General features: G+C 71.5%; 20 protein-coding genes. 8 read left to right on the top strand and 12 right to left on the bottom strand.

The genetic code is table 11. From position 1 onward, the window contains the following. Positions 1-8 precede the first annotated feature (8 nt). Positions 9-329 carry a hypothetical protein gene (locus tag QNA09_RS18000; RefSeq protein ID WP_010593191.1) on the bottom strand — a complete coding sequence of 107 codons (321 nt, stop codon included), beginning with the start codon at positions 327-329 and terminating at the stop codon, positions 9-11. 266 nt (positions 330-595) lie between these two features. On the opposite strand from QNA09_RS18000, the gene QNA09_RS17995 reads away from it, so the two are divergent. Next, positions 596-1,492: a glucose 1-dehydrogenase gene (locus QNA09_RS17995; RefSeq protein ID WP_010593190.1), complete on the top strand. Its 897-nt coding sequence runs from the start codon at positions 596-598 to the stop codon at positions 1,490-1,492. A 131-nt stretch (positions 1,493-1,623) separates the two neighbouring features. Here QNA09_RS17995 and QNA09_RS17990 read toward each other — a convergent pair whose 3' ends face one another. From QNA09_RS17990 to QNA09_RS17965, 6 genes are all read right to left on the bottom strand, one after another. Further along, positions 1,624-3,768 carry a catalase gene (locus tag QNA09_RS17990; RefSeq protein ID WP_040270664.1) on the bottom strand — a complete coding sequence of 715 codons (2,145 nt, stop codon included), beginning with the start codon at positions 3,766-3,768 and terminating at the stop codon, positions 1,624-1,626. Between the two features lie 33 nt (positions 3,769-3,801). Beyond that, positions 3,802-4,743, bottom strand: a complete 942-nt coding sequence (locus QNA09_RS17985) for a glycosyltransferase family 2 protein (RefSeq protein ID WP_119699979.1) — start codon at positions 4,741-4,743, stop codon at positions 3,802-3,804. Then, positions 4,740-5,747: a glycosyltransferase gene (locus tag QNA09_RS17980; RefSeq protein WP_029539929.1), complete on the bottom strand. Its 1,008-nt coding sequence runs from the start codon at positions 5,745-5,747 to the stop codon at positions 4,740-4,742. The genes QNA09_RS17985 and QNA09_RS17980 overlap by 4 nt, the downstream gene beginning before the upstream one ends. Beyond that, on the bottom strand, positions 5,744-6,850 hold the full coding sequence (locus tag QNA09_RS17975; RefSeq protein ID WP_010593186.1) for a glycosyltransferase family 4 protein: 1,107 nt from the start codon (positions 6,848-6,850) through the stop codon (positions 5,744-5,746). Before QNA09_RS17975 ends, QNA09_RS17980 begins: the two co-directional genes overlap by 4 nt. Further along, on the bottom strand, positions 6,847-7,905 hold the full coding sequence (locus QNA09_RS17970; RefSeq protein WP_010593185.1) for a hypothetical protein: 1,059 nt from the start codon (positions 7,903-7,905) through the stop codon (positions 6,847-6,849). Before QNA09_RS17970 ends, QNA09_RS17975 begins: the two co-directional genes overlap by 4 nt. 283 nt (positions 7,906-8,188) lie before the next feature. Beyond that, entirely contained in the window at positions 8,189-8,656 is a 468-nt protein-coding gene (locus tag QNA09_RS17965; RefSeq protein ID WP_010593184.1) for a pyridoxamine 5'-phosphate oxidase family protein, read from the bottom strand. A 63-nt stretch (positions 8,657-8,719) separates the two neighbouring features. Between QNA09_RS17965 and QNA09_RS17960 the strand changes: the two genes are divergently transcribed. Next, positions 8,720-9,670 (top strand): YafY family protein, encoded by a 951-nt coding sequence (locus tag QNA09_RS17960; RefSeq protein WP_017680713.1) that lies wholly within the window; start codon positions 8,720-8,722, stop codon positions 9,668-9,670. A gap of 128 nt (positions 9,671-9,798) precedes the next feature. On the opposite strand, the gene QNA09_RS17955 is transcribed toward QNA09_RS17960, so the two are convergent. Further along, the gene (locus tag QNA09_RS17955; protein WP_010593182.1) at positions 9,799-10,449 is read right to left on the bottom strand and encodes a hypothetical protein; all 651 of its coding nucleotides are present in this window, start codon (positions 10,447-10,449) and stop codon (positions 9,799-9,801) included. A gap of 264 nt (positions 10,450-10,713) precedes the next feature. Between QNA09_RS17955 and QNA09_RS17950 the strand changes: the two genes are divergently transcribed. Continuing rightward, positions 10,714-12,003 (top strand): adenylosuccinate synthase, encoded by a 1,290-nt coding sequence (locus tag QNA09_RS17950; RefSeq protein WP_010593181.1) that lies wholly within the window; start codon positions 10,714-10,716, stop codon positions 12,001-12,003. Between the two features lie 19 nt (positions 12,004-12,022). Here the strand turns inward: QNA09_RS17950 and QNA09_RS17945 are convergent, their stop codons facing one another. Continuing rightward, positions 12,023-12,562: a methylated-DNA--[protein]-cysteine S-methyltransferase gene (locus QNA09_RS17945; protein ID WP_064066223.1), complete on the bottom strand. Its 540-nt coding sequence runs from the start codon at positions 12,560-12,562 to the stop codon at positions 12,023-12,025. A 66-nt stretch (positions 12,563-12,628) separates the two neighbouring features. Here QNA09_RS17945 and QNA09_RS17940 point away from each other — a divergent pair, with 66 nt between their 5' ends. Further along, on the top strand, positions 12,629-14,092 hold the full coding sequence (locus QNA09_RS17940; RefSeq protein WP_017680711.1) for a PLP-dependent aminotransferase family protein: 1,464 nt from the start codon (positions 12,629-12,631) through the stop codon (positions 14,090-14,092). A gap of 110 nt (positions 14,093-14,202) precedes the next feature. Then, the gene (locus QNA09_RS17935; RefSeq protein WP_017680710.1) at positions 14,203-17,682 is read left to right on the top strand and encodes a serine/threonine-protein kinase; all 3,480 of its coding nucleotides are present in this window, start codon (positions 14,203-14,205) and stop codon (positions 17,680-17,682) included. A gap of 70 nt (positions 17,683-17,752) precedes the next feature. Here the strand turns inward: QNA09_RS17935 and QNA09_RS17930 are convergent, their stop codons facing one another. Both QNA09_RS17930 and QNA09_RS17925 read right to left on the bottom strand, forming a co-directional pair. Then, positions 17,753-18,850, bottom strand: a complete 1,098-nt coding sequence (locus QNA09_RS17930) for a CaiB/BaiF CoA-transferase family protein (RefSeq protein ID WP_010593175.1) — start codon at positions 18,848-18,850, stop codon at positions 17,753-17,755. 89 nt (positions 18,851-18,939) lie between these two features. Further along, entirely contained in the window at positions 18,940-19,320 is a 381-nt protein-coding gene (locus QNA09_RS17925) for a nuclear transport factor 2 family protein (protein ID WP_006945477.1), read from the bottom strand. Between the two features lie 85 nt (positions 19,321-19,405). On the opposite strand from QNA09_RS17925, the gene QNA09_RS17920 reads away from it, so the two are divergent. Next, positions 19,406-19,786: a VOC family protein gene (locus QNA09_RS17920; protein WP_010593174.1), complete on the top strand. Its 381-nt coding sequence runs from the start codon at positions 19,406-19,408 to the stop codon at positions 19,784-19,786. Between the two features lie 27 nt (positions 19,787-19,813). On the opposite strand, the gene QNA09_RS17915 is transcribed toward QNA09_RS17920, so the two are convergent. Beyond that, positions 19,814-22,453, bottom strand: a complete 2,640-nt coding sequence (locus QNA09_RS17915; RefSeq protein ID WP_048772142.1) for a vitamin B12-dependent ribonucleotide reductase — start codon at positions 22,451-22,453, stop codon at positions 19,814-19,816. Positions 22,454-22,496: 43 nt separating this feature from the next. On the opposite strand from QNA09_RS17915, the gene purT reads away from it, so the two are divergent. After that, entirely contained in the window at positions 22,497-23,702 is a 1,206-nt protein-coding gene (purT, locus tag QNA09_RS17910; RefSeq protein WP_119699978.1) for a formate-dependent phosphoribosylglycinamide formyltransferase, read from the top strand. Continuing rightward, positions 23,699-24,181, top strand: coding sequence for a DUF456 domain-containing protein (locus tag QNA09_RS17905; protein ID WP_010593171.1), 483 nt, complete (start codon positions 23,699-23,701; stop codon positions 24,179-24,181). The genes purT and QNA09_RS17905 overlap by 4 nt, the downstream gene beginning before the upstream one ends. Positions 24,182-24,244 lie beyond the last annotated feature (63 nt).

Below are 24,244 nucleotides of genomic sequence, written 5' to 3'. Positions count from 1 at the left end.
CGCACCGCTCAGTGACCGCGCGGTTCGCGCAGGCTCGTTCCTTCGACGTTGCGGACCCGCTTGCGCTCGAGCAGGACCAGCAGGGCACCGATCCCGAAGGACACGATGCAGGCGGGACCGGCGATCCAGGCCCAGCCCTCGAAGCCGTAGCCGGCAGCCACCAGAGTCAGACCGAGCAGCAGCAGCCCGAGGCCCAGGAAGAAGTAGCCCGGCCAGCCCCGGGAATCGGTCAGGGCCTCACCGGCGTGGCTGCGCATCGTGCGGGCGTCGTCGGCCGGGAAGTCGCTGTCGTTCGTCAGGTCCCGGTCGTGGGCCTGCCTGCTGTGCACCGGATCGGCACCCGCGTGGGTCTCCTCGCTTCGCCGAAACTCACTGCTTCGCCGAAACTCACCGCTTCTCCGAAATTCACTGCTTCCCCGAAACTCACTCTCGTGTTCCGTCACAGCCCCATCCTTTCCAGAGGTCGGGTCGGGAGAGCGCTGCAGCGCTCGGATTCACCGACCGGTGCCGTTCGTGTACCCGCTCCCGGCGCCGGGTATGCACCGTGCGGACACGGCGGCTCCGTAACCGCCCGCACACCGCTGAGGGAGGACCCATGACCGACCAGCACCGGCCCCGGAATCCGGTCGAGCAGTACCCGGCCCCGGATCGTGAGCAGCAACCCGAACTCGAGTACCCGGGCCTGACGTCCGACATGGTGTCGGCACCCGACCACGGCGAGCAGACCTATCGCGGCAGCGGCAGGCTCGAGGGCCGACGGGCGCTGATCACCGGTGCCGACTCGGGGATCGGACGGGCCGTGGCGATCGCGTTCGCCCGTGAGGGCGCCGACGTCGTCCTCAGCTATCTCGAGTCCGAGGAGGACGACGCCCGCGAAACCGTGCGGTGGATCGAGGAGGCGGGTCGGCGCGCCGTCGCGGTGCCGGGCGACATCCGCTCCGAGGAACACTGCCGGCACCTGATCGACACGGCCGTGCGTGACCTCGGCGGCCTGGACATCCTGGTGAACAACGCGGCGTTCCAGATGGTGCAGATGAACGGGATCGCCGACATCACCACCGAGCAGTTCGACCGCGTGCTGAAGACGAACCTGTACGCGTTGTTCTGGCTGTGCAAGTTCGCGATCGACGTGATGGAACCGGGCTCGACGATCATCAACACGTCGTCGATCCAGGGGACGAGCCCGTCGCCGGAACTGCTCGACTACGCCACGACCAAGGCCGGCATCGTCGACTTCACCAAGGGTCTGGCGTCGGACGTCGCGAAGCGGGGGATCCGGGTCAATGCCGTCGCCCCGGGACCGATCTGGACGCCGCTCATCCCGGCCACGATGCCCCGGGAGAAGTTCGAATCCTTCGGTGACGACGTCCCGCTCGGCCGGCCCGGGCAGCCGGCCGAACTGGCCCCGGCTTACGTCTTCCTCGCCTCGCAGGAGTCGAGCTACATCACCGGCGAGGTCATCGCCGTCACCGGCGGCAAGCCCTTCTCCTGACAGACCCGCGGGGGGTGGTGCCGGTGGCCGAATGTCACATTCGGTCGATTCGATCGACGCGATGTGACATTCGGCCACCACCACCGCCGCACCACCGCCGCACCGCCGTAGCAGCAGCAGCAGGGGGCGGGTCAGGCCTGGGACCGCTCCCACACACGGTGGGCGCCGAGCAGTTCGACGATTCCGGTCACCACCGCTTCCGGATCGTCGGCGGTGACCACTCCGGGGGCCTCGGTATGGACGGCTGCGTGCTCGAGCGCTTCGGTGCCCGTGCCCCACGTGCCGATCGCCTTGCAGTGCCGGAACGTCTCGTCGACCAGAATGCGTACCCGCGGATCGGCCGGGGCGCTCGCGAGCAGCAGGGCGTCGTACTCGACGGACCGCGCCGTGTCGAAGGTGCGCGAGATCGGCACCTCCTTGCGGCCGCCGTCGAGCTTGCCGCCGTGCGGACCGATCACCAGCGGCACGGCCTTCGCCGCGGCCACCGCCGCCACGGCCTTGGCGACCTCGGCGACGTCGGCGCTGTCGTCCGCGACGATGCCGATCATCCGCCCCTCGACCGGCCACGTCGCACCGACCTGGGACAGGGCCTCGCTGCGCAGCGGCTCACCGTCCGTCGACACCGTCGGCTCCGGTGCCGGCAGGCCGAGACCCGCCGCGACGGTGGCGCACAGCTCCGCGTCGATGTTCGCGAGCACCTGCAGCTGCCGTTCCTTGATCGCCTGCTCGAAGCACTTCCCGAGCTCGAACGTGTACGCGTTCGCCACGTGCTTCTTCTCGATCTCCGACAGGCTCCGGTAGAACAGCCGGGCCTGCGAGAAGTGATCGTCGAACGTGCTCGGCGCCTCGCGTTCCTTGACACCCGCGGCGATCGGCGCCGGCACGTCGATGAACGCGGCGTCCTCGACGCCCGCGAGGAACGGGCATCCCGCTCCGAGCGAGTTGGGCCGGTAGGGAGCCGCGCCCGGATGGATGCCGGTCTGGTGCATGCCGTCGCGCAGCATGTCGTTGACGGGGGCGTGCGGCCGGTTGATCGGCAACTGGCCGAAGTTCGGTCCGCCGAGCCGGCTGAGCTGGGTGTCGAGGTAGGAGAACAGCCGACCCTGGAGCAGCGGATCGTCGGTGACGTCGATGCCGGGGACGAGGTGGCCGGGATGGAAGGCGACCTGCTCGGTCTCGGCGAAGAAGTTCGTCGGGTTGGCGTTGAGCTGCATCGTCCCGATCACCTGCACCGGGGCGAGCTCCTCGGGGACGATCTTGGTGGGGTCGAGAAGGTCGATGCCCTCGAAGGTCTGCTCCGGGGTGTCGGGGAAGACCTGCACGCCCAGATCCCATTCGGGGTAGGCGCCGGATTCGATGGCGTCGGCGAGGTCGCGGCGGTGGAAGTCCGGGTCGATGCCGCCGAGCAGCTGCGCCTCCTCCCACACCAGCGAGTGCACACCCAGGCGCGGCTTCCAGTGGAACTTCACCAGCGACGTCTCGCCATCGGCGTTGACGAGACGGAAGGTGTGGACGCCGAAGCCCTCCATCATCCGGTAGGAGCGCGGAATGCCCCGGTCCGACATGTTCCACAGGGTGTGCGCGGTGGCCTCGGTGTGCAGCGAGACGAAGTCCCAGAACGTGTCGTGTGCGCTCTGGGCCTGCGGGATCTCGCGGTCCGGGTGCGGCTTGGCGGCATGGACGATGTCCGGGAACTTGATCGCGTCCTGGATGAAGAACACCGGAATGTTGTTCCCCACCAAGTCGAACGTTCCCTCGTCGGTGTAGAACTTCGTCGCGAAACCACGGGTGTCGCGGACGGTGTCGGCGGAACCACGCGAACCGAGCACCGTCGAGAAGCGGACGAAGACGCGCGTCTCGCTGCCCTTCTGCAGGAATCCGGCGCGGGTGATCTTCGAGGCGGCGCCGTTGGCCCGGAAGACGCCGTGCGCCGCGGCGCCCCGGGCGTGCACCGCCCGCTCGGGAATGCGCTCGTGATCGAAATGGGTGATCTTCTCGCGGAAGTGGTGGTCCTGCAAGAGCGTCGGACCGCGGCGACCCGCCTTGAGGGAATGGTCGGTGTCGGTCAGCCGTGCACCCTGGGCGGTGGTGAGGAAGCGGCCCTGGGGACCGCGCGCACCGTCGGGCAGGTCCTCGGGTGTGCCGGTGGCAGTGACCGGGACGGGCTCACGCTGGTCGGGTTTGGCCGGAGGCGGGTCCGTCGGGGCCGTGGGTTCCTCGACCGGAACCTCGAAACCGGCGGGCGAGCCGGGAACCGGCGGATTCTTGTCGAACACTGCGATGCTCCGTTCGGTCGAGACAGGGGACGTTCACGTCCCGACCGAGTTGCCCCGCGCGTCCCGGTCCAAACATCGGCCACGTCCGCGCCCCGCATGCGCCGCGGTGGCGACCCACCGGTCCGCGGCCGCGTCGTACCGGGCCAGACCCGCCTCGGCGAATCGGGTCAGCCACCCGGTCATCGGCCAGCGCCCCCAGCGCCGGTGGAAGACAGCGGCGTTGTGGAGGATCTCGTGCAGATGCTCGACCGGCGGGTCGGAGACCGGGTGGTGCTGATGGAAGGCATGCGCGCCGCCGACCCAGCGCAACCCCACCCCGGCGTGCGCGGCGCGCTGGGCGAAGTCGGTGTCCTCGCCGCCGTACCCGACGTAGTCCGTGCAGAAGCCCCCGACGGCCGTCCACGTCTCGCGGGTCGCCGCGAACGACAGCGACCAGAACAGGTCGTACTCGTCGCCGGTGCGGATCGTGCCGGCCGGGGGGTTCGGCCGTGCCGGATGCGGGTTCACGCTCCGCTCGAGGCGGCCCAGGTCGTATCCGCGCGGCCCCGGCGGCGGCAGATACGTCACCGGACCGCACAGCAGGGCGCTGCCGTGCCGCGGATCGCTCGCGGCCCGCTCGTACAACCCGAGGAGGCCCGCGGAGGGAATGCAGTCGACATCGAGGAACACCAGCAGCTCGGCGCCGCGCGCCAAGGCACACTCGGCGCCCACATTGCGCGCGGTGGACAGTGACAACGGTCCGCCCGCGGACGGTGGCGACGGTCCGCCCGCGGACGGTGGCAACGGTCCGCCCGCCGGCAGGGTCACCGTATGAGCCGGGTAGCCCTCCGCTTCGATCAGCGGTGCGACGGCCGGGTCGCCCATCGACACCACCACGTGATCGTCCGGAGTCCGTGCGCTGCGCGTCAGGCCGCGCAGCTGCAGCCGCAGGTGCGCGTGCCGGCCGGCGACGAGAGTGATCACGGTCGTTCTCATCGTGGTGCCACCTTCGCGGCGACCTCGTCGAGCACCGCGGCGGCGCGCCCGGCAGCCCCCTCGGTGCGCCACCGGGACCACTGTGCGGGATCGAGCCGCAGGGCCCGGCGCAGCAGTTTCGGCCAGTCGTCCGGATGCGGCCAGGCCGGCAGGGTCACCGCCAGGCCGGCTCGGCCCAGCGCGTCGGCGGTGGCGCACTGCTCGTCGTACGGCCGGGGTTCGGCGACGACGATCGCCGGCCGCCGTGCCGCGGCGATGTCGGCGATGGAGTTCTGCCCGGCGTGACCGACGACGACGTCGGCCCGGCTCAGGTCGGACCACGGATCATCCACCCACGGACCGCCCGGCACGCCGACACCGTCCCACGCGTAGCCGGGATGACGCTCGGCCAGCTCGTGCAGGCGCTCGGCCGACAGGGACGAGCCGCCGCTGCCGCTCAGGACCAGGACCCGGGGCCGGCCGCCGGGGGCGGGGCCGGCGACGGGCCGGCCGTCGAACCGGCTGATGCCGCCGACATAGGTGGTCTTGTCCGCGTACGGACGTAGATACGCCGGCTCGTACACCTCCCGCGGCCACGGCGCGACGATGTGCTCGGCCGCGCGGTAACCCAGCCCGTGCGGGGTGTCGGTGCGCTCGCCCGGCATGGCCACGACCACGACGGGGACGCCCAGCAACCGGGCGAACACCGCGACCTCGACCGACACGTCGACCACCAGCAGCCGGGGCCGGGCCGTGGCGACCCAGGACGCCAGCGCCGCCATCCGCTCGCGTAGGCCGCGGTCGTGCCGGGGGACCCAGTGCAGCAACCCGCCGGCGGTGGGATCCTCCGCGGTGTCGACGGACTCGTCGTCGCGGGGCAGTTCGACGACATCGGCGAAGACGTCGGCGAAGCGCCCCAACGGCGCCGAGCACAGGGCCGTCACGGGTTCGCTCGTGCGGGCGCAGATCGAGGCCGCCCGGGTGCGGTGCCCGTGTCCGTGGTGATGGATGTAGTAGCCGATCATGCCGGGCGCTGCCGGACGACGGAGCCGGCCGCACACAGGCGGCGGTACAGGGCGAGGTAGGAGTCCACCATGGTGCGTTCGGAACAGAACGTCTCGGCGCGGCGGCGGGCGTCGAGCCGGGACAATCGGACGGCCCGAGGCACGGTGGCCGCCAGCGCCTCCACGTCGTCGGGGGCGACGAGGCAGCCGCTGCCCCGGTCGAGTACCTCGGGGATGCCGCCGCGCGCGAACGCGACCACGGGCGTGCCGCATGCCAGGGACTCGGCCACGACGAGGCCGTACGGCTCGTTCCACTGCGGCGTCACCAGGGTCGCGGCCGACCGGCCGACCGCGGCCGCGAGTTCCCGCTGCGGCAGATGACCGAGATACGTGACGCCGTCGCCCAGACGCGGGGCGATGTGCCGGGTGAAGTAGTCCTCGTCGCTGACCGGACCGGCCAGCCGCAGGGACGTTCCCGCCCGCCGGGCCGCCTCGATCGCCAGGTGGGCACCCTTCTCGGGGACCAGTCGTCCGAACCAGATCAGCGACGGCCCGCCCGGGCCGAGCGGCCACGCCCCGAGGTCGACGCCGTTCGGGACGACGGTGATCTGCGAGGCGACCGCATGCGCCCAGGTCGCCGCGGTGTATCTGCTGACGGCCGCGTAGTGCGCCGAGCCGCCGCCGGGGACGGCGAGCGCCGACTCGAGCCACGGCGTCGGCGGGGTGTGCAGGGTGGTCAGCATCGGGGTCCGCAGCGTCGCGGCCATCGCCGGCGGCAGGTAGTGGACGCTGTGGTTGTGGATCACGTCGAACGAGTCGGCGAGCGGGCCGGCCAGTTCCAGCAGCAGCGACAGGTAGGCGTGGTGGGCGTCGAGGAACGCTTCCGGCGGCATCGACACGTCGCTGCGGGCGGCGGGGCTGGGCGTGAAGGTGCGCACCTCGAGGAACGAGGCGGGCAGCGTGACGTCGGAACCCGCGGCGGCGAACAGCGTCACCCGGTGTCCGTCGGCGCCGAGCGCGCGGGTCAGGTGCCACACGTGTGCCTCGAGTCCCCCGGCGAAGGGCTGCGCGACGGGAAATCGGTGGGACGCGATGAGGGCGATACGCAGTGGGCGACCCGTCACGACAGTGCCCGTTCGTAGATCGCGTGGTGCGCATGGGACAGGAAGCGGCGTTCGAACATGCGCTGCGCCCAGTCGCTGTGGGGCCGCCGACCGCTGTGGTACAGCGCGCGCACCGAATCGGCCAGGGAATCCGGGTCGAAGGTCTGCTCGTCGTATGTGAACACCTGGCAGGGCCGTTGCTGGTGGTAGAACCCGCAACTCGGGGCGATCACCGCCGTACCGAGGTCGTGGCAGGCCTCGAGCCAGCCGGAATGGGTGCCGAACCGGTAGGGCAGGACGGACACAGACAGCGAGGACAGGTACTCCCACAGCTCGTCGTCGGAGAAGTACTTGTGCACACGCACGTCGACGCCCGGCCGGTCCCCGAAGGCGAGGATCTTCGCCCCGGCCTCGGGGGCGTACCAGTGGTTGTCCGGATCGAAGATCTCGTCGTGGACGTTGATCCGCAACTGCGCGCCCGGCAGGTCACGGACGGTGTGGGAGAGGACGTCGAGGACGGGGAAGACGTCCATGTTGGCGCGCAGGCTCTTCGCGTGCACCCCGACGACGAACGGCTCGTCCGGGGACCGGTTCGCGCGCGCGAACCAGGGCTGTTCGACGACGTGTGGGTGGGGCAGGACGGTGGGGGTGCGGCCCCACATCGTCTCGATCCGTCCGGCGGCGCCCTCGGTGAGGGTGATCAGTTCGGTGGCGGCGGGGATCAGGACGTCGAGCTGCTTGTGGTGGGTGCCCGACGTGGGGTGGTGCGGGTTGCGCAGGTCGTGCACGGTGTAGACGAGCGGGATGTCGTGGTCGGCGAGTTCCGCGACCACGTCCTGCAGGGCCTCCGGTTCGATCGCGTCGAAGCCGAAGTGGATGTGGAACACGTCGAACTCGGTGTGGTTGGCGGCGATCCATCCCGGCTCGAGCATCAGCGGCGGCCACCATCCGCCCGGTACCTTGCGTCCGTCGGCGGGCACCGGATCGGCAAGCCGCACCACCTCGTCGTCCCCGTGCGGTCCGGCCAGATGCCGGACGTAGACGTGCGACGCGGGCACCGAGGCCACTCGGATCATGTCTCACCCTCCCCGTGACAAACGACCGGCCACGCACGCGGAGCGGCCGGCTCCGAGGGGCGGCTACCCGTTCGGCGGGGAGTCCACACCTCGCCCGCTCGGGCGTCGCGGGGAGCGATTTCGGGTCCGGAGGTTTCGACCGCGCCGCAGGGGGCACAACGGTCGGGGCTGTTCCGTAGTCCGGATGCGGGCCGGCCAAGGCGCCCCGGGTTGAACTCGACAGCCCGGGGCGCCGAACTCTCCGTGCCGAACCTCTCCGTGCCGGGCCGCGCGGCGGGCCCGGTCAGCGGACGAAACGCTCGACGGCGGCCCCGGGCCGCCACAGATCCACGTACAGGTGTTCCTCGTCGACCGTGGTGAGCACGGCCTCGGCCAGGTCGAGTTCGAACAGGTGCATCGGCCCCGGCGGCACCTCCTCCGGGTAGGCGGCGAGCACGGCCGCCTTCACGTCGTCGTGCAGTTCCCGGGCCCGGCCGCGGACCTTCGCGTCGCCGCCCGTCATCGAGTGGTGCCCGGGATTGGAATGCAGGGCGTAGCGCGGATCGCGCTGCAGGTCGCGGGCTTTCCTCGCGCCGGGCATCGACCCGAGCACCAGTCGGCCGTCGACGATCTCCACCTCCGTCCCGCTGACGCGCGGTGAACCGTCCCGCCGCAGCGTCGCCAGGACGTGATGCTTGTGCGCCTGTAGTCGTGCGGCGATCGCCTGTGCCAGATCCGGTGCCTGCTCGGAGAACTCTTTCCATGGACTCATGAGGTCAGGATGCGCCGATATCACTGACATCGAGTGTCAGTGATTTTTGCGTAGGCTGCGGTCATGCGATCGGCACGCCTGCTCGCGATGATGCTGCGTCTGCAGGGCACCGCGGGCCTGACCGCGCAGCGGCTCGCGGACGATCTCGGCGTCTCGGTGCGCACCGTGTACCGCGACGTCGGTGCCCTGTCCGCCGCGGGGGTCCCGGTGTGGACGGAGAGCGGACCGGGCGGCGGCATCCGCCTGCTCGACGGGTGGCAGTCCCGGCTCAGCGGGCTCACCAGCGACGAGAGTGCCGCGCTGATGCTGCTGGGGGTGCCCACCCTCGCCGCCGACCTCGGGGTGGAACTCGATGCGGCCCGCGGCAAGCTGCTCGGGTCCATGCCGGTCGCCCTGCGCAGCGCCGCCCAGGCCTGGCGCGACCGGGTCCACGTCGACGTCCCCGGCTGGTTCGCCGCACCGGGGGACAACACGCACCTGCCGGCCGTCGCGTCCGCCGTGTTCGACGAGCGCCGCCTGAACATCCGCTACCGGCGCGGCGACCGGACCGTGGCGCGCACCCTCGACCCGCTCGGGCTCGTCGCCAAGGCCGGGGTCTGGTACCTCGTCGCCGCGCACCGCGGTCACGTCCGGACCTACCGGGTCGGGCGCATCGCGTCCGCCGCCGTCCTCGACGCCCCGGCCCGACGGCCCGACGGATTCGACCTGCCCGCCTACTGGGCGGCGTCCGCGGCGGAGTTCGATCGTGCGCTGCGCAGGTTCGCCTGCACACTCCGTCTCGGCCCGGCCGCGTGGCGGCGCCTGCCCCGCGTGGTGGGCACCGACGCCGCCGACGTGGAACCGGGACCGCCGGACGCGGACGGGTGGGTGCGGGTGGACCTGTTGCTCGAGTCCGAGGAGGTGGCGCTCGACCAGCTTCTCGCCCTCGGCGGCGGGGTCGAGGTCGTGGCCCCGGAGTCGTTGCGGGCCGCACTGCGCGCCGCCGGCGAGGCCCTCGCCCGGTGCAATGCGTGACGCCGGTGAGGGCTGCGCCCGCGGACCCCGCCCGCGGCGGAATCCGGTGTGCGGGTGTCCGGCGGGGGCGGAGGAAATCACGACAAGCGCTCAGCCGGAACGGCTTTCGTACCGCGACGGCAGCCCGCTCAGCGCACCAGCTTCCACTTGTGCTCGTGCCGGTAGAAGGTGGAGCGCTTGACCGCCCGCGGATTGGCAACCCCGTCGCGGGTGAGCACGGCGCCGGGTGAGCCGAGCTGCACGGCACGGCCGGTCACCCAGCGGTAGCCGCCGAACCAGCGCGGCCGATCGATCGCCGCCCGCAGTCCCGGCATGTCGACGGTCGGCTCGATCCGCACACCCGGGGTCATCCCGCTGAACAGCCGGGTGTCGTCGACGTACGCCTCGCCCACCAGCTCACCGACCTCGCCCTCGACGAGGGCACGCCCGACGAGGGCGATGCCGGCGTCGTCGCGGATGAGCGGCACCGGCCGTGCCGTGCCCTGCAGTGCGACGGTCGCGGCCTTCGATCCGAACCGCAGTCCGTACGCCTCGGCGGCCGGGGTGCGTCGCTCCGGCACGTAGGCCAGTTCGATGCCGAGCCGCTCGGTGCGCATCATCCGGGTCAGCGTCGCGGCGAAGGCGGCGTCCCCGCCCACCACCACGAGCCGGGGGTCCTCGACCGACTCGAGATGCGCGAACACGTCCTCGAAGTCGTCCTTGCCGGGCAGAGCCGGGGCGGTCAACGTGGTCAGGGATGTCAGTGTCAACGGCAGTGGGGCATCACCGCACTTGAGCACAACGGGGGTCAAGAGCACTCCTCTCGCGGGCGACGATGCTCCACTCACTCTAGTCACGACTCGCCTCACCGCCGGACGCTCGAACGCGGCACGGTGAGTCGGGTGGATCGTCGGCACCCGTCACAGTCGGGACGGCGGCCCGCGGACGCCGGGGGCGGTGCCGCACGTGTGGTCCGCTAGACTGTCCCCCCGGCTTCTGTTCTGTGACGGCAGAACCCTGCAGGCGGAGGGCGCCCGCACGTCGACACCCTAGGAGACAGCGAAATGCCGGCAATCGTCCTGATCGGCGCCCAGTGGGGCGACGAGGGCAAGGGCAAGGCCACCGATCTGCTCGGTGGCCGGGTGCAGTGGGTGGTGCGCTACCAGGGGGGCAACAACGCCGGCCACACCGTCGTCCTCCCGAACGGGGAGAACTTCGCGCTGCACCTGATCCCTTCCGGCATCCTCACTCCCGGCGTCACCAACGTCATCGGTAACGGCGTGGTCGTGGACCCGGGCGTGCTGCTCGACGAGCTCGCCGGTCTCGAGAACCGCGGGGTCGACACCACGAACCTGCTGCTCAGCGCCGACGCGCACCTGATCATGCCGTACCACGTGGCCATCGACAAGGTCACCGAACGCTTCCTCGGCGCCAAGAAGATCGGCACCACCGGCCGGGGCATCGGCCCGTGCTACCAGGACAAGATCGCCCGCGTCGGCGTCCGCGTCGCCGACGTCCTCGACGAGAAGATCCTCACCCACAAGGTGGAGGCCGCCCTGGAGTTCAAGAACCAGGTGCTGTCGAAGATCTACAACCGCAAGGCCCTCGACCCGCAGCAGGTCGTCGACGAGGTGCTCGGCCAGGCGGAAGGGTTCAGGCACCGCATCGCCGACACCCGGCTGCGCCTGAACAAGGCCCTCGAGGCCGGCGAGACGGTACTGCTCGAGGGATCGCAGGGCACGCTGCTCGACGTCGACCACGGCACCTACCCGTACGTGACGTCGTCGAACCCCACCGCCGGCGGCGCGGCCGTCGGATCGGGCATCGGTCCCAACCGGATCGGCACGGTGCTCGGCATTCTCAAGGCCTACACCACCCGGGTGGGGTCGGGTCCCTTCCCGACGGAACTGTTCGACGAGCACGGCGCCTACCTGGCCAAGACCGGCGGCGAGGTGGGTGTCACCACCGGCCGGGCCCGGCGCTGCGGCTGGTTCGACGCCGTGATCGCCCGCTACGCGACCCGCGTCAACGGCATCACCGACTACTTCCTCACCAAGCTCGACGTCCTGTCGAGCCTCGAGACCGTGCCGATCTGCGTCGGCTACGAGGTGGACGGGGTCCGCGTCGACGAAATGCCGATGACGCAGACCGACATCCACCACGCCACGCCGATCTACGAGGAGATGCCCGGCTGGTGGGAGGACATCTCCGAGGCCCGCACCTTCGAGGACCTGCCGGAGAACGCCCGGAACTACGTGCTGCGGCTCGAGGAACTCTCGGGTGCGCGGATGTCGTGCATCGGTGTCGGCCCGGGCCGCGACCAGACGATCGTGCGCCGCGACATCCTGAGCTGAAACCCGCTGCGGCCCCGCGTCAGAACAGGGTCGGATCGCCGAAGCCGGGGGCGTGCTCGAGGGCGAGCAGCTCCCGCTTCGTGACCGTGCTTCCGGGCGCGGAGAACCCGCCGATCCCGCCGCCCGCGGCGAGGATCCGGTGGCACGGCACGATCAGCGGAACGGGGTTGCGTCCCAACGCCTGTCCGACGGCCTGGGCGCCGGCCGGCCGGCCGACCCGGCGCGCCACCTCGCCGTAGGTTGCGACCGCGCCGGGGTCGACGGTCCGGGCGAACTCGTAGACCGCCGTGTCGAATTCGGAGACGTTCCGGTAGTCGACCGGAACCCGGCGCAGGTCGTCGGGCGCCCCCGCGAGATGCGCGGCGACGGCGTCGATCACGGGCTGCACCCCCGCCGGGACGGGCCGCTCGACCGCGGCCGGGAACCGGCCGAGCAGTGCGTCGCGCGTGGGTTCGGGCGCGGTCTCGGGCAGTTGCACGCCGACGACGCCGGCCGCGGACCACACGAGCCCGCACGTGCCGACGGCGGTGTCGAACAGGGTGTAGCCGAGGGTGGTCACGCCGTCAGTATGAACTGGCCCGGGGACAGGTGACCACCTCGCCGACTGGACTGCGATACTGGACTGGTGATCACGCGTGCGATCGGAGCCGGTTCCCTGGCCCGCGACCTCGGCAACTGGCAGGACACCGCCGATCGGCGGCCCGCGTACCGGGCTCTCGCCGACGGGATCCGGCTGCTGGTGCACGACGGTCGCGTTCCCCTGGGCGTGGCGCTGCCCAGCGAGCGTGAGCTCGCCGCTGCCCTGGCGCTGAGCCGCACCACCATCACGTCCGCGTACACGGCTCTGCGCGAGGCCGGCTACCTGCGCAGCCGGCAGGGTGCGCGCAGCACCGTCGCGCTGCCGCCGCGGCGACGGGGCACGCCGGCGCGTTCCGCCGCCCCGGCCGCCGCGGAAGCGCCGGAGCCCGTGGATCTCAGCTCCGCGTCCATGCCGGCGCCCGCCGCCGAGATCGAGTCGGCCTACGCCGCCGCGCTGCGGTCGGTGCCCGCCTACCTCGACTCCCACGGCATGGAACCGATCGGCCTGGCCCTGCTGCGGGAGGTGATCGCGCGGCGCTACCGGGACCGCGGGCTGCCGACCGGGGCGGACCAGATCATGGTCACCTCCGGCGCGCAGCACGCGCTGCGCCTGCTGCTCGGCGTGCTCACCGACGCCGGCGACCGGGTGATCGTCGACCATCCCACCTATCCCAATGCGCTCGAGGCGATCCGACGGCACGGGGCGCGACCGGTCGTCGTGCCGGTGCGGCCCGAGGGCGGCGCCGACGACGGCTGGGACCTGGAGGGCCTGCGCAGCGCCGCCCGGCAGACCGCGGCGCGAATGGCGTTCCTGATCCCGGACTTCCACAGTCCCACCGGGCTGTGCATGGGCGCGGCGGGCCGGGCCGAACTCGTCCGCATCGCGGAGGAGACCCGCATGACGCTCGTCGTGGACGAGACGATGGTGGACCTGTGGCTGGACACCCCGCCGCCGCCCGCCGTCGCCTCGTACGGCGCGGACCGCTCCGTCGTGACGGTGGGCTCGACCGGCAAGTCCCTCTGGGGCGGTCTCCGGGTGGGCTGGATCCGCGCCGACCGATCCCTGATCACCCGGCTCGTGGGGGCGCGCTCCGCCGTCGACCTCGGCACGCCGGTCATGGAGCAGCTCGCCGCGGCGCACCTGCTCGGCGACGTCGAGGACCTGCTCGAGCGGCGACGCGGACAGCTGCGCCGCCGGCGGGCGGCGATGCTCGGCGCGCTCGACGAGTTCCTGCCCGACTGGACGTACACGGTCGGACCGGGCGGGATGTCGCTGTGGGTGCGGATGCCCACGCCGGTGTCGACCGCGCTCGCGGCGACCGCCCCCACTCACGGTGTGGTCCTCGCCGCGGGACCCCGCTTCGGGGTGGAAGGCGCCTTCGAACGGTTCCTGCGGCTGCCCTATGCGCGCGAGGCCGACGAGGTGCGCCGGGCGGTCGCGTCCGTGGCCTCGGCGTACGACGCGCTGGCCCGCGGCCGGGACCTCGTCGAACCACACCTCGTGGTCTGATTCGGGGGTGGCCGGACCCCGACCGGGAACGGGTCCGCGGCGTTATGCTCGAGGGGTACGAACGGGTGGCCGCCTGGGAGTCGCCATATCGGACGGATGCGAGAGTTACTGTGGCCGAACACGATCCGTACGCGACGCAACGCGACGTCGGGGTCGACCTCGCCGCCGAGCTGGCCGACGCCGGATTCGACGACGCGCGTGAGATCGGGCGCGGCGGTTTCGGGGTCGTCTACCGCTGCTACGAGACCGCACTCGACCGTCCGGTCGCGGTGAAGGTCCTCACCTCCCACATGGACCCCGACAATCTCGAACGCTTCCTGCGGGAGCAGCGCGCGATGGGCCGGCTGTCCGGGCACCCGAACATCGTCAACGTCATGCAGGTCGGCACCACCCGAACGGGACGCCCGTACCTCGTGATGCAGTACCACTCGCGCGATTCGCTCGACGCGCAACTGCGCAGTACCGGCCCCGTGCCGTGGCCGGAGGTGCTGCGCATCGGCATCAAGCTGGCCGGCGCCCTCGAAACGGGCCACCGCGCCGGCATCCTGCACCGCGACATCAAGCCGGGCAACATCCTGCTCACCGAGTTCGGCGAGCCGCAGCTCACGGATTTCGGCATCGCACGCGTGAGCGGCGGCTTCGAGACGGCGACGGGCGAGGTGACCGGGTCGCCGGCCTTCACCGCCCCCGAGGTGCTCAGCGGACGTGCGCCCACACCGGCCTCGGACGTCTACAGTCTCGGCGCCACGCTGTTCTGCGTGCTCACCGGACACGCGGCGTTCGAACGGCGCAGCGGCGAGCGGGTCGTGGCGCAGTTCGTCCGGGTGACCACCCAGCCCGTTCCGGACCTGCGGGAGCGGGGGATCCCGGATGCGCTCTCGTCGGCGATCGAACGCGCCATGTCGGTGGACCCGCAGACCCGGCCCGCGAGCGCCGCCGAGTTCGGGGAGATGCTGCGCGAGGTGCAGGCGGACGAGGGGCTGCCGGTCGACGAACTGCCCGTAGCCGGGGAACTCGAGCCGGGTTCGGAGTCCGGTCACCATCCGTCGCCGTCCGTGGCGGAGCGACGGGGCACCTACCGGTCCGGTGTGCGCGCGACCACCCCGCCGGCTCCGGCCACGCGGTTCCGGCCGCCGTCGACGCCGCGCCGGCTGGTGCCGCGCCGGCGCCTGCTGTCGATCCTCGACGCGGACCAGCGACGGAAACTGACCGCCATCCACTCGCCACCGGGATTCGGCAAGACCATGCTGGCCCTGCAGTGGCGCTACGTGCTCACCGAGAAGGACGTGCCCGTCGCCTGGCTCAACGTCGACCACGACGACAACAACGTGGTGTGGTTCCTGACGCATCTCGTCGAATCCATCCGGCAGGTCCGGCCGTCGCTCGCACGCGAACTCGGCCAGGTGCTCGACGAACACGGGGACGAGGCGGAACGCTACGTGCTCACCTCGCTCGTCGACGAAATCCACGAGGCCGGTGAACGACTCGTCGTCATCATCGACGACTGGCATCGGGTGACGGATCCCGCGACGGTCGCCGCGATGGCGTTCCTGCTGGACAACGCCTGCCACCATCTGCAACTCGTCGTCGTCGGGCGCACCCGCTCGGGCCTGCCCACCAGCCGGATGCGGGTGCGCGACGAACTCGTCGAGATCGACTACGAGCAACTGCGTTTCGACGTGGACGAGGCCCGCGTGTTCCTCGTCGACCTCGCCGGCCTCGACCTCGACGACGACGAGGTCGCCGACCTGACCGCCGCGACCGACGGGTGGGCGGCGGCCCTGCAGCTCGCGGCGATGTCGCTGCGCGGGCGCGACGACCCGGAGGAGCTGATCTCACATCTGTCCGGCCGGCACCGGGCGATCGGCGAGTTCCTCGCCGAGAACGTGCTCGCCTCCCTGCCCCCGGCCGACGTCGAGTTCCTGCTCGCCTCCTCGATCACCGAACGCATCTGCGGCAGCCTCGCCACCGCCCTCACCGGGCACGAACGTGGCCAGGCGCTCCTCGAGAGCATCGAGGAGCGGGATCTGTTCCTGCACCGGATCGACGAGGACGGCCGCTGGTTCCGGTATCAGCCGCTGTTCGCCGAATTCCTCCGGCAACGGCTCGAACGCGAACACCCCGAACGCATCCCGGCCCTGCACCGGACCGCGTCCGAATGGTTCGAGAGCCATGCCATGGTAGGTGAGGCCGTCGACCATGCCCTCGCCGCGGGGGACGAGGACCGCGCGACGGATCTCGTCGAGGAGAACGGGCGCCGGCTGCTCGAACACGGCCATGCGACCACCCTGCTCGGCCTCGTCGCCAAGCTGCCGCGCCGGGCCGCCTCGGGCCGGATCCACCTGCAACTGTCCATCGCGTGGGCCAACATCCTGCTGCACCGCTCGGCACCGGCGCTGCGCGCGCTGGAGGTGGTCGAGGCGGCGGTCGCGGACTCCGGCACGGACGCCGAGGAGGCGGCCGACATCGCCGTCGAGGTGGAGGTCGTGCGCGGCGTCGTCGACCTGCGGTGCGACCGCATGGAACGCGCCGACGATCTCGTCGAGCACTGCCTGGCCCGGGCCGACACGCTGCCGCCGCTGGTGATCGCGTCCGGGCTCAACGTCGCCACGTTCGCTGCGGTCTACCGCGCGGACTACGACGAGGTGGTTCGGCTGCAACAGCTGGCCCAGCCGTATCACGACCTCAACGAGGGGCCCTACAACCTCATGCACGGCCGCGCCCTGCTGGGCCTCGCGGCGATCGAACAGCTCGACGTCGCCGGCGCCGAGGAGCACTTCCGGGCGGGTCTGCGGGCGGCGCGCCGGGGCGCCGGCCGGCACTCGTCGGCGGCGATGCTGGCCGGGTCGATCCTCGGCGAGCTGCTCTACGAACGAGGCGAACTCGACGAGGCCGAACGGCTGCTCGACGACGGCTACGCCCTCGGGTCCGAGGGCGGGGTCGTGGACTTCAAGATCTCGCGGTACGTCGTCGGTGCGCGGCTCAAGGCCGTGCGCGGCGACCGCGACGCGGTGGTGTCGCGACTGGCGGACGGCGGCCGCGCGGCCGCCGTCATGGACCTGGAGCGGCTGGCGGCTGTCGTGGAGAACGAACGGGTCCGGCTCGGGCTCGGGCCGTTGCCGGGGGTGGCGCCGCCGCCACCGGTGTCCTACGGCACGCGTCCGCGACCGGACCACGGCACGGCGGCCTGGACAGCGCAGTTCGAGGAGACCACGGCCATCCGGTTGCTGCTGGCCGACCCCACACCGGAGAACACCGAACTGGCGTGCCGGTGGGCCGGCGAGTGGGTGCAGCTGCTGCGCGGCAGCCGCCGGGAGCGGAGGCTGTTGCGCGCGGAGCGACTCGAGGTGGCGTGCCTGGCCGCGGCCGGACGGCACGAGGAGGCGGTGACCCTGCTGGCCTCCGTCGCCGCGCGATGCGAACGAGCGGGCCTGCACCGGTTCCTGCCCGACGGCGGCCCGCTCGTACTCGACGTCGCGCGCCGCCTCGCGGACGAGCTCACCGCAGGCAGGGGCCGCGCCGGCCGCCCGGACGTGTCCCCGGCGTTCCTGCACGAGGCCGTGGACACGGGCGCCGTGCATCTTCTGTAGGCGCCTGCGGCGCCGGTGTGTCCTTTGGGCGGCCCTGGCCGCCCAAAGGACACACCGGCAGCTTCGCTGCCTAGCGCCAGACGGAGTCGATGTCGGTGGCCTCGCCGGCCGGGGGGGTGGGGGCGCCGGCCGGGGTGCGGGAGAAGCGGGGCGCCGGGGCGTGCTGGGTGACGCCGTCGAGCTCGATCAGCGAGCCGCGGGCCGCGATGTGCGGGTTGGCCGGGGCCTCGCCGAACGTGAGCACGGGGGAGACGCACGCGTCGGTGCCGTCGAAGATCGCGGCCCACTCGTCGCGAGTCTTGGACAGGAACTTCTCCGTGAACAGCTTCTTCATCTGCGGCCACGCCGACGTGTCGAGCTGCTGCGGCAGCTCGGCCGGGTCGAGCTCGAGACCCTGCAGCAGCAGCGCGTAGAACTGCGGCTCGATCGAGCCCACCGCCATGTACCTGCCGTCGGCGGTCTCGTACACGTCGTAGAACGGGGCGCCGGTGTCGAGAAGGTTCACGCCGCGCTCGTCCGACCACACGCCGCGGCCGCGGAACGCCCACATCATGTGCGAGAGCGCGAGCGCGCCGTCGACCATCGCGGCGTCGACGACCTGTCCCTTGCCGGAACTCTGGCGTTCGACGAGGGCGGAGAGGATGCCGAAGATCAGGAACATCGAGCCGCCGCCGAAGTCACCGACCATGTTCAGCGGGGGCACCGGCCGCTCACCCTTGCGTCCGACGGCGTGCAGCACACCGGTCAGCGAGATGTAGTTGATGTCGTGCCCGGCGGCGTGGGCGAGCGGCCCCTCCTGCCCCCATCCGGTCATCCGGCCGTACACCAGGCGCGGATTGCGGGCCAGCGCGACGTCCGGGCCGAGGCCCATGCGCTCGGTGACCCCCGGGCGGAAGCCCTCGATGAGCACGTCGGCGCGTTCGATCAGCCCGAGCACCTTCTCGACCTGCTCGGGATCCTTGAGGTCGGCCTCGACGACGCGGCGGCCGCGCTGGATCTGGTCGCGGTGCCCGGCGGGCGGAATCAGACCCGGACGCTGCACGCAGACGACGTCGGCGCCGAGGTCGGCGAGCAGTGTCGCGGCGTGCGGGCCGGGACCGAGACCCGCGAACTCGACGACGCGGATACCCGCGAGCGGACCCTTCTTCTCAACAGCTTCAGCGGACACTCGTCGAACCTCACTCGGGTGCGTTGGGACCATTCCCCGAGGAGGCTACCTTAGCGATCGTTAGGGTGTGCCGAGGGTCACGGCGTGCCCTATCCCTCGTACAGATCACCCTCGTTGAGGCGAGTGGCCTCGAACGCCTCCTCGAGCGTGTCGTGCCGGTACACCGAGACCACGTGGTCGCCCACCACGCGGAACGCGATCGCTTCACTACGCGGGTGCTCCGGATCGGCCGCCCACGTCGCGGTCTCCTCGACGACGACGATGCCCTCGTGCACGAACATCCGGCCCGGCCGGAACGTCACGCCCGCCGTCGTCGCCCACTCGCGCAACTCGTCGAGGCCCTGGTCCTCGTCGTCGTCGCCGGTGGGCAGCACGATGTCGTCGCTCGACAGCGCCAGCAGGGTCTCGATGTCGTTGGAGTTGACGGCGTCGTGCCAGGCCAGGACGGTCGCGATCTCGGAGGTGCTCATGTCGCAGATGCTAGTACTCCGGGCCCGCCACGCTCGGATTGTCGCGTCCTTGCCTGGCCGCGAGGCGAGGCGCACAGTGGAGCCCATGACGATCAGCGGTCAGCTCGTGAGCTTCCTGCCCAGTACCGACCTCGACATCTCGGAGATGTTCTACGTCGACACGCTCGGTTTCGAGAAGCTGTCCCGGGACCATTTCACGCTGATTCTCGACGGTGGCGGTGGCGCACCGGTCCGGGTGACGTTGGTGCAGTCCCGCTCCGACACCGGCTACACCGCGCTGGGGTGGCGGGTGCCGAACCTGGACGCGACCGTCGACGCCCTGCGGGCCAAGGGTGTCGAGTTCGTCCGCTACAACGGAATGGACCAGGACGACCACGACGCGTGGACCTCGCCCGAGGGCATGCGGGTCGCATGGTTCCGCGACCCGCACGGCAACGTCCTGTCGCTGATGGAGGTCGCCGGCTAGGCACACCCGGGCGGGGTCGCCGCCTCGTCAGCTGCACCCGCTGGTGTTTCCGCACGACGGACACGCGTGGCAGGAGCCGGAACGCTGCATCTGCACCCCGCACTGCATGCAGTACGGCGCGTCGCTGCCGCGGGCGCGTCCCTGGCGCGTGTCCACGACGACCTCGGCGGCGGGCTCGCTGCGTTCGGCGCCGGTGCGGATGCCGAGTTCGGCCCGCTCGTCCGCGTCGAGGTACTCCACCGCCAGGCGCCGGAAGATGTAGTCCAGGATCGACGTCGCGATCCGCAGGTCCGGATCGTCGGTGATGCCCGCCGGCTCGAATCGGGTGCTCGTGAACGCGTTGACGAACGTGCGCAACGGAACCCCGTACTGCAGGCCGTAACTCACCGCCATCGAGAACGCGTCCATGATCCCGGCCAGGGTCGAGCCCTGCTTTGCCACCCGCAGGAACATCTCGCCCGGACGGCCGTCGTCGTACTGGCCCACGGTGACGAAGCCCTTGCAGTCCGCGACGCGGAACTCGAAGGTGCGCGACCGGCGCAACCGGGGCAGCCGTTCCCGCCGCGGCCGGGGCACCGTCGTCGCGCGCGGCGCGGCCGTGGCCGACAGTGGTTGTCCCAGTTTGCAGTTGTCGCGATACACCGCGATCGCCTTGAGTCCGAGCCGCCACGCGTCGAGGAACAACTCCTCGATGTCGGCCACGGTCGCCGCCTCCGGCAGGTTCACGGTCTTCGAGATCGCGCCCGAGAGGAAGGGTTGCACCGCGGCCATCATCAGTACGTGTCCGCGCGGTTCGATCACGTTGTCGCCCATGGAGGTTGCGAACACCGGCAGATGCTCGGCCCGCAACTGCGGCGCGCCGACGACCGTGCGGTGCGTGTCGATGTGCGTGAGCAGCTCGGCCACCCGATCCGGGGGATAGCCGAGCCGGGACAGGGCCCGCGGCACCGTGCGATTGACGATGGACAGCGTCCCGCCGCCGACCAGCTTCTTCGTCTTCACCAGCGCCAGATCGGGTTCGATACCGGTGGTGTCGCAGTCCATGGCGAGGCCGATCGTGCCGGTCGGCGCGAGGACCGTCACCTGGCTGTTGCGGACCCCGTGTGCCTGGGCGAGCGCGCACGCCGCGTCCCAGTCCTCCCGCGCCGCGGCGAGAATGCCGGCGGGCGCGAGTTGTTCGTCGATGTCGTCGACGGCGCCGCGATGACGAGCCAGCACCGCGAGGGTGTGCTCCCGGTTCTCGGCGAATCCCTCGAACGGCCCGAGCCGACGAGCCATCCGCGCCGAGACCGCGTACGCGTGCCCGGTCATCAGGGCCGTCAGGGCCGCGGCGTAGGCCCGGCCGGCGTCACTGTCGTAGGGCAGCCCCAGCGCCATCAGCAGCGCACCGAGATTGGCGTAGCCGAGGCCGAGCTGCCGGAACCGCCGCGACGTCTCCGCGATGCGGTCGGTGGGGTAGTCGGCGCGGCTCACGAGGATCTCCTGGCCGGTCAGCACCACCGCGACGGCGTGCCGGAACCCGGCGACGTCGAACGTGCCGTCGTCGCGCAGGAACGCCAGCAGGTTCAGGCTCGCCAGGTTGCACGCCGAGTCGTCCAGGTGCATGTACTCCGAACACGGATTCGATCCGTTGATCCGGCCCGTCGCGGCCGCGGTGTGCCAGCGGTTGACGGTGGTGTCGAACTGCAACCCCGGATCGGCACACTCCCAGGCGGCGGCGGCGATCCGGTGGAACAGGTCGCGGGCGGGCACCGTGCGCACCGTCGCACCGGTGGTGACCGCGCGCAGCGGCCACTCGGCGCCGTCCGCGACGGCCTGCATGAACTCGTCGCTCACCCGCACCGAGTTGTTGGCGTTCTGGTACTGCACCGAATGGATGTCGCGACCGTCGAGCCCCATGTCGAACCCGGCCTTCGCGAGCACCCGCGCCTTGCGTTCCTCGATCGCCTTGCAGTCGACGAACTCCTCGACGTCGGGATGGCCGACGTCGAGGATCACCATCTTCGCGGCCCGGCGCGTCTTGCCGCCGGACTTGATGGTGCCCGCCGAGGCGTCGGCGCCGCGCATGAAACTCACCGGGCCCGACGCGGTGCCCCCACCGGCCAGCGGCTCGGCCGACGACCGGATGCGCGACAGATTCGCCCCCGCGCCCGACCCGCCCTTGAAGATCACCGCCTCCTGCCGGTACCACTCGAGGATCGAATCGATGCTGTCCTCGACCGACAGGATGAAGCACGCGCTGGCCTGCTGCGGAGTGTCGGGCACCCCGATGTTGAACCACACGGGGCTGTTGAACGACGCCCGCTGCGTCAGGACCAGGTAGGTCAGCTCGGCGGCGAACGCCTCCGGGTCGTCGAGGTGGCCGTCGGCCGCGCCCCACGCGGTGATCGTGTCCACGATGCGCGCGACGACGTCGCGCAGCGACCGTTCCCGGGCGGCGGTGCCCGGAGCGCCGCGGAAGTACTTCTGCGCGACGATGTCGGTCGCGTTCTGCGACCAGGCGGCGGGGAACTCGACGTCGCGCTGTTCGAACACCACCGCGCCGGTGCCGTGGTGGACGATGCGGGCGTCGCGCCGCTGCCAGTCCATCTCGTCGGCGGGATCGATCCCGGCCGTGGTGAAGAACCGTCCGGTGTCCGACTCGAGATTCGGTTCGGCGACGTCCATCGCGACCTCCGGGTGCGACCTGAGGGGCACATATAGTCCCCCCATGGTCTCACCACGAATCGGTACCCCGCTGACTCCCGGCGCCCTGCGCGTCATGCTCCTCGGTGCGGGTGAGCTGGGCAAGGAGGTGGTCATCGCGCTGCAGCGGCTCGGTGTCGAGGTCATCGCGGTGGACCGGTACCCGAACGCGCCCGGGCACCAGGTGGCGCACCGCGCGCACACCGTCGACATGAGCGACCCGCAGGCCCTGCTCGCACTCGTCGAGGCCGAGCAACCCCACCTGGTCGTGCCCGAGATCGAGGCGATCGCCACCGACGCGCTCGCCGTCGTCGAGGAACGCGGTCTCGCCGAGGTCATCCCGACCGCGCGGGCCACCCGGCTGACCATGAACCGGGAGGGCATCCGGCGCCTCGCCGCGGAGGAACTCGGGTTGCCCACCTCCCCGTACCGCTTCGCCGAATCCCTCGACGAGGTCCGCGCCGCCGCGGCCGAGGTCGGGTTCCCGTGCGTGATCAAGCCCGTGATGTCCTCGTCCGGCAAGGGCCAGTCCACGGTCCGCGCACCCGACGAGATCCCCGCCGCCTGGGACTACGCGCTCGCCGGCGGGCGCGTCGACCTCGGCCGGGTCATCGTCGAGGGATTCGTCGACTTCGAGTACGAGATCACCCAGCTCACCGTCCGCGCCGTCGGACCGTCGGGGCAGGTCGAGACGTACTTCTGCGAACCGATCGGGCACCTGCAGCGCGCCGGCGACTACGTCGAGTCCTGGCAGCCCCAGCCGATGAGCGAGCGGGCCCTGGCCCGGTCCCGGGAGATCGCGGCGACGGTGACCGGCGCGCTCGGCGGCCGCGGCGTCTTCGGGGTGGAACTGTTCGTCGCGGGCGACGACGTGTACTTCTCCGAGGTGAGCCCCCGCCCGCACGACACCGGCCTGGTGACGCTGCGCTCGCAGCGGTACTCCGAGTTCGAGCTGCACGCCCGCGCGATCCTGGGCCTGCCCGTCGACACCGCACTCCTCGCGCCCGGGGCGTCCGCGGTGATCTACGGCGGCCTCGAGGCCGCCGGCGTCGTCTTCGAGGGCGTCGCCGACGCGCTGTCGGTGCCCGACACCGACCTGTGGCTGTTCGGCAAGCCCGAGTCGTTCGTCCGGCGTCGCATGGGGGTGGCGGTGTCCACCGGTCCCGACGTCGAGACCGCGCGGGCCCGCGCGGTCGAGGCGGCCGCTCGCGTGCGGGCGGTCGCACCGTGACCGCCGGGGCGGAGGTGCTCGTCGGTCTGGCCGTCCTCGTCGGCCTCGTCGGCATCGTCGTGCCGATCCTGCCGGGCACCCTGTTGATCTTCGGGGCGATCGCGGTGTGGGCGTGGCTCACCGGCGGCACCGTCGCGTGGACGGTGTTCGCCGTCGCGACGACGGCCTTGCTGGTGACCGGCATCGTGAAGTACACCTGGCCGGGCGGCCGGATGCGACGGGCCGGGGTGCCGACGCGGTCGATCGTCGCCGGCGGCCTGCTCGGCATCGTCGGGTTCTTCGTCGTTCCCGTGATCGGGCTGCTGCTCGGGTTCCTGCTCGGCACCTACCTGTCCGAGGTGCAGCGGCACCGCACCCACCGTGACGCCTGGGTGTCGACCGTGCACGCGACCAAGGCGGTGGCGCTGTCGATCCTCGTCGAACTGCTCGGTGGCCTCGTCGCCGCCGGCGTGTGGCTCGGCGCGGTGCTGTTCACCTGACCGGACGTGCCCCGGTACGACTGTGGCCGAATGTCACATCCGGTCGATCGAATCGACGCGATG

It is taken from the genome of Rhodococcus sp. AH-ZY2 (genome assembly GCF_030916465.1).
In the GTDB taxonomy this organism is placed as follows: domain Bacteria; phylum Actinomycetota; class Actinomycetes; order Mycobacteriales; family Mycobacteriaceae; genus Rhodococcus; species Rhodococcus ruber.
This window is presented reverse-complemented; position numbering and strand designations above follow the sequence as displayed.

Excerpts from the sequence above, each read along its gene's own strand:
- QNA09_RS17995 (WP_010593190.1), top strand. The coding sequence starts at position 596 with ATGACCGACCAGCACCGGCCCCGGAATCCGGTCGAGCAGTACCCGGCC.
- QNA09_RS17985 (WP_119699979.1), bottom strand. The coding sequence starts at position 4,743 with ATGAGAACGACCGTGATCACTCTCGTCGCCGGCCGGCACGCGCACCTG.
- QNA09_RS17980 (WP_029539929.1), bottom strand. The coding sequence starts at position 5,747 with ATGATCGGCTACTACATCCATCACCACGGACACGGGCACCGCACCCGG.
- QNA09_RS17970 (WP_010593185.1), bottom strand. The coding sequence starts at position 7,905 with ATGATCCGAGTGGCCTCGGTGCCCGCGTCGCACGTCTACGTCCGGCAT.
- QNA09_RS17965 (WP_010593184.1), bottom strand. The coding sequence starts at position 8,656 with ATGAGTCCATGGAAAGAGTTCTCCGAGCAGGCACCGGATCTGGCACAG.
- QNA09_RS17960 (WP_017680713.1), top strand. The coding sequence starts at position 8,720 with ATGCGATCGGCACGCCTGCTCGCGATGATGCTGCGTCTGCAGGGCACC.
- QNA09_RS17950 (WP_010593181.1), top strand. The coding sequence starts at position 10,714 with ATGCCGGCAATCGTCCTGATCGGCGCCCAGTGGGGCGACGAGGGCAAG.
- QNA09_RS17925 (WP_006945477.1), bottom strand. The coding sequence starts at position 19,320 with ATGAGCACCTCCGAGATCGCGACCGTCCTGGCCTGGCACGACGCCGTC.
- QNA09_RS17920 (WP_010593174.1), top strand. The coding sequence starts at position 19,406 with ATGACGATCAGCGGTCAGCTCGTGAGCTTCCTGCCCAGTACCGACCTC.
- QNA09_RS17915 (WP_048772142.1), bottom strand. The coding sequence starts at position 22,453 with ATGGACGTCGCCGAACCGAATCTCGAGTCGGACACCGGACGGTTCTTC.
- purT (WP_119699978.1), top strand. The coding sequence starts at position 22,497 with ATGGTCTCACCACGAATCGGTACCCCGCTGACTCCCGGCGCCCTGCGC.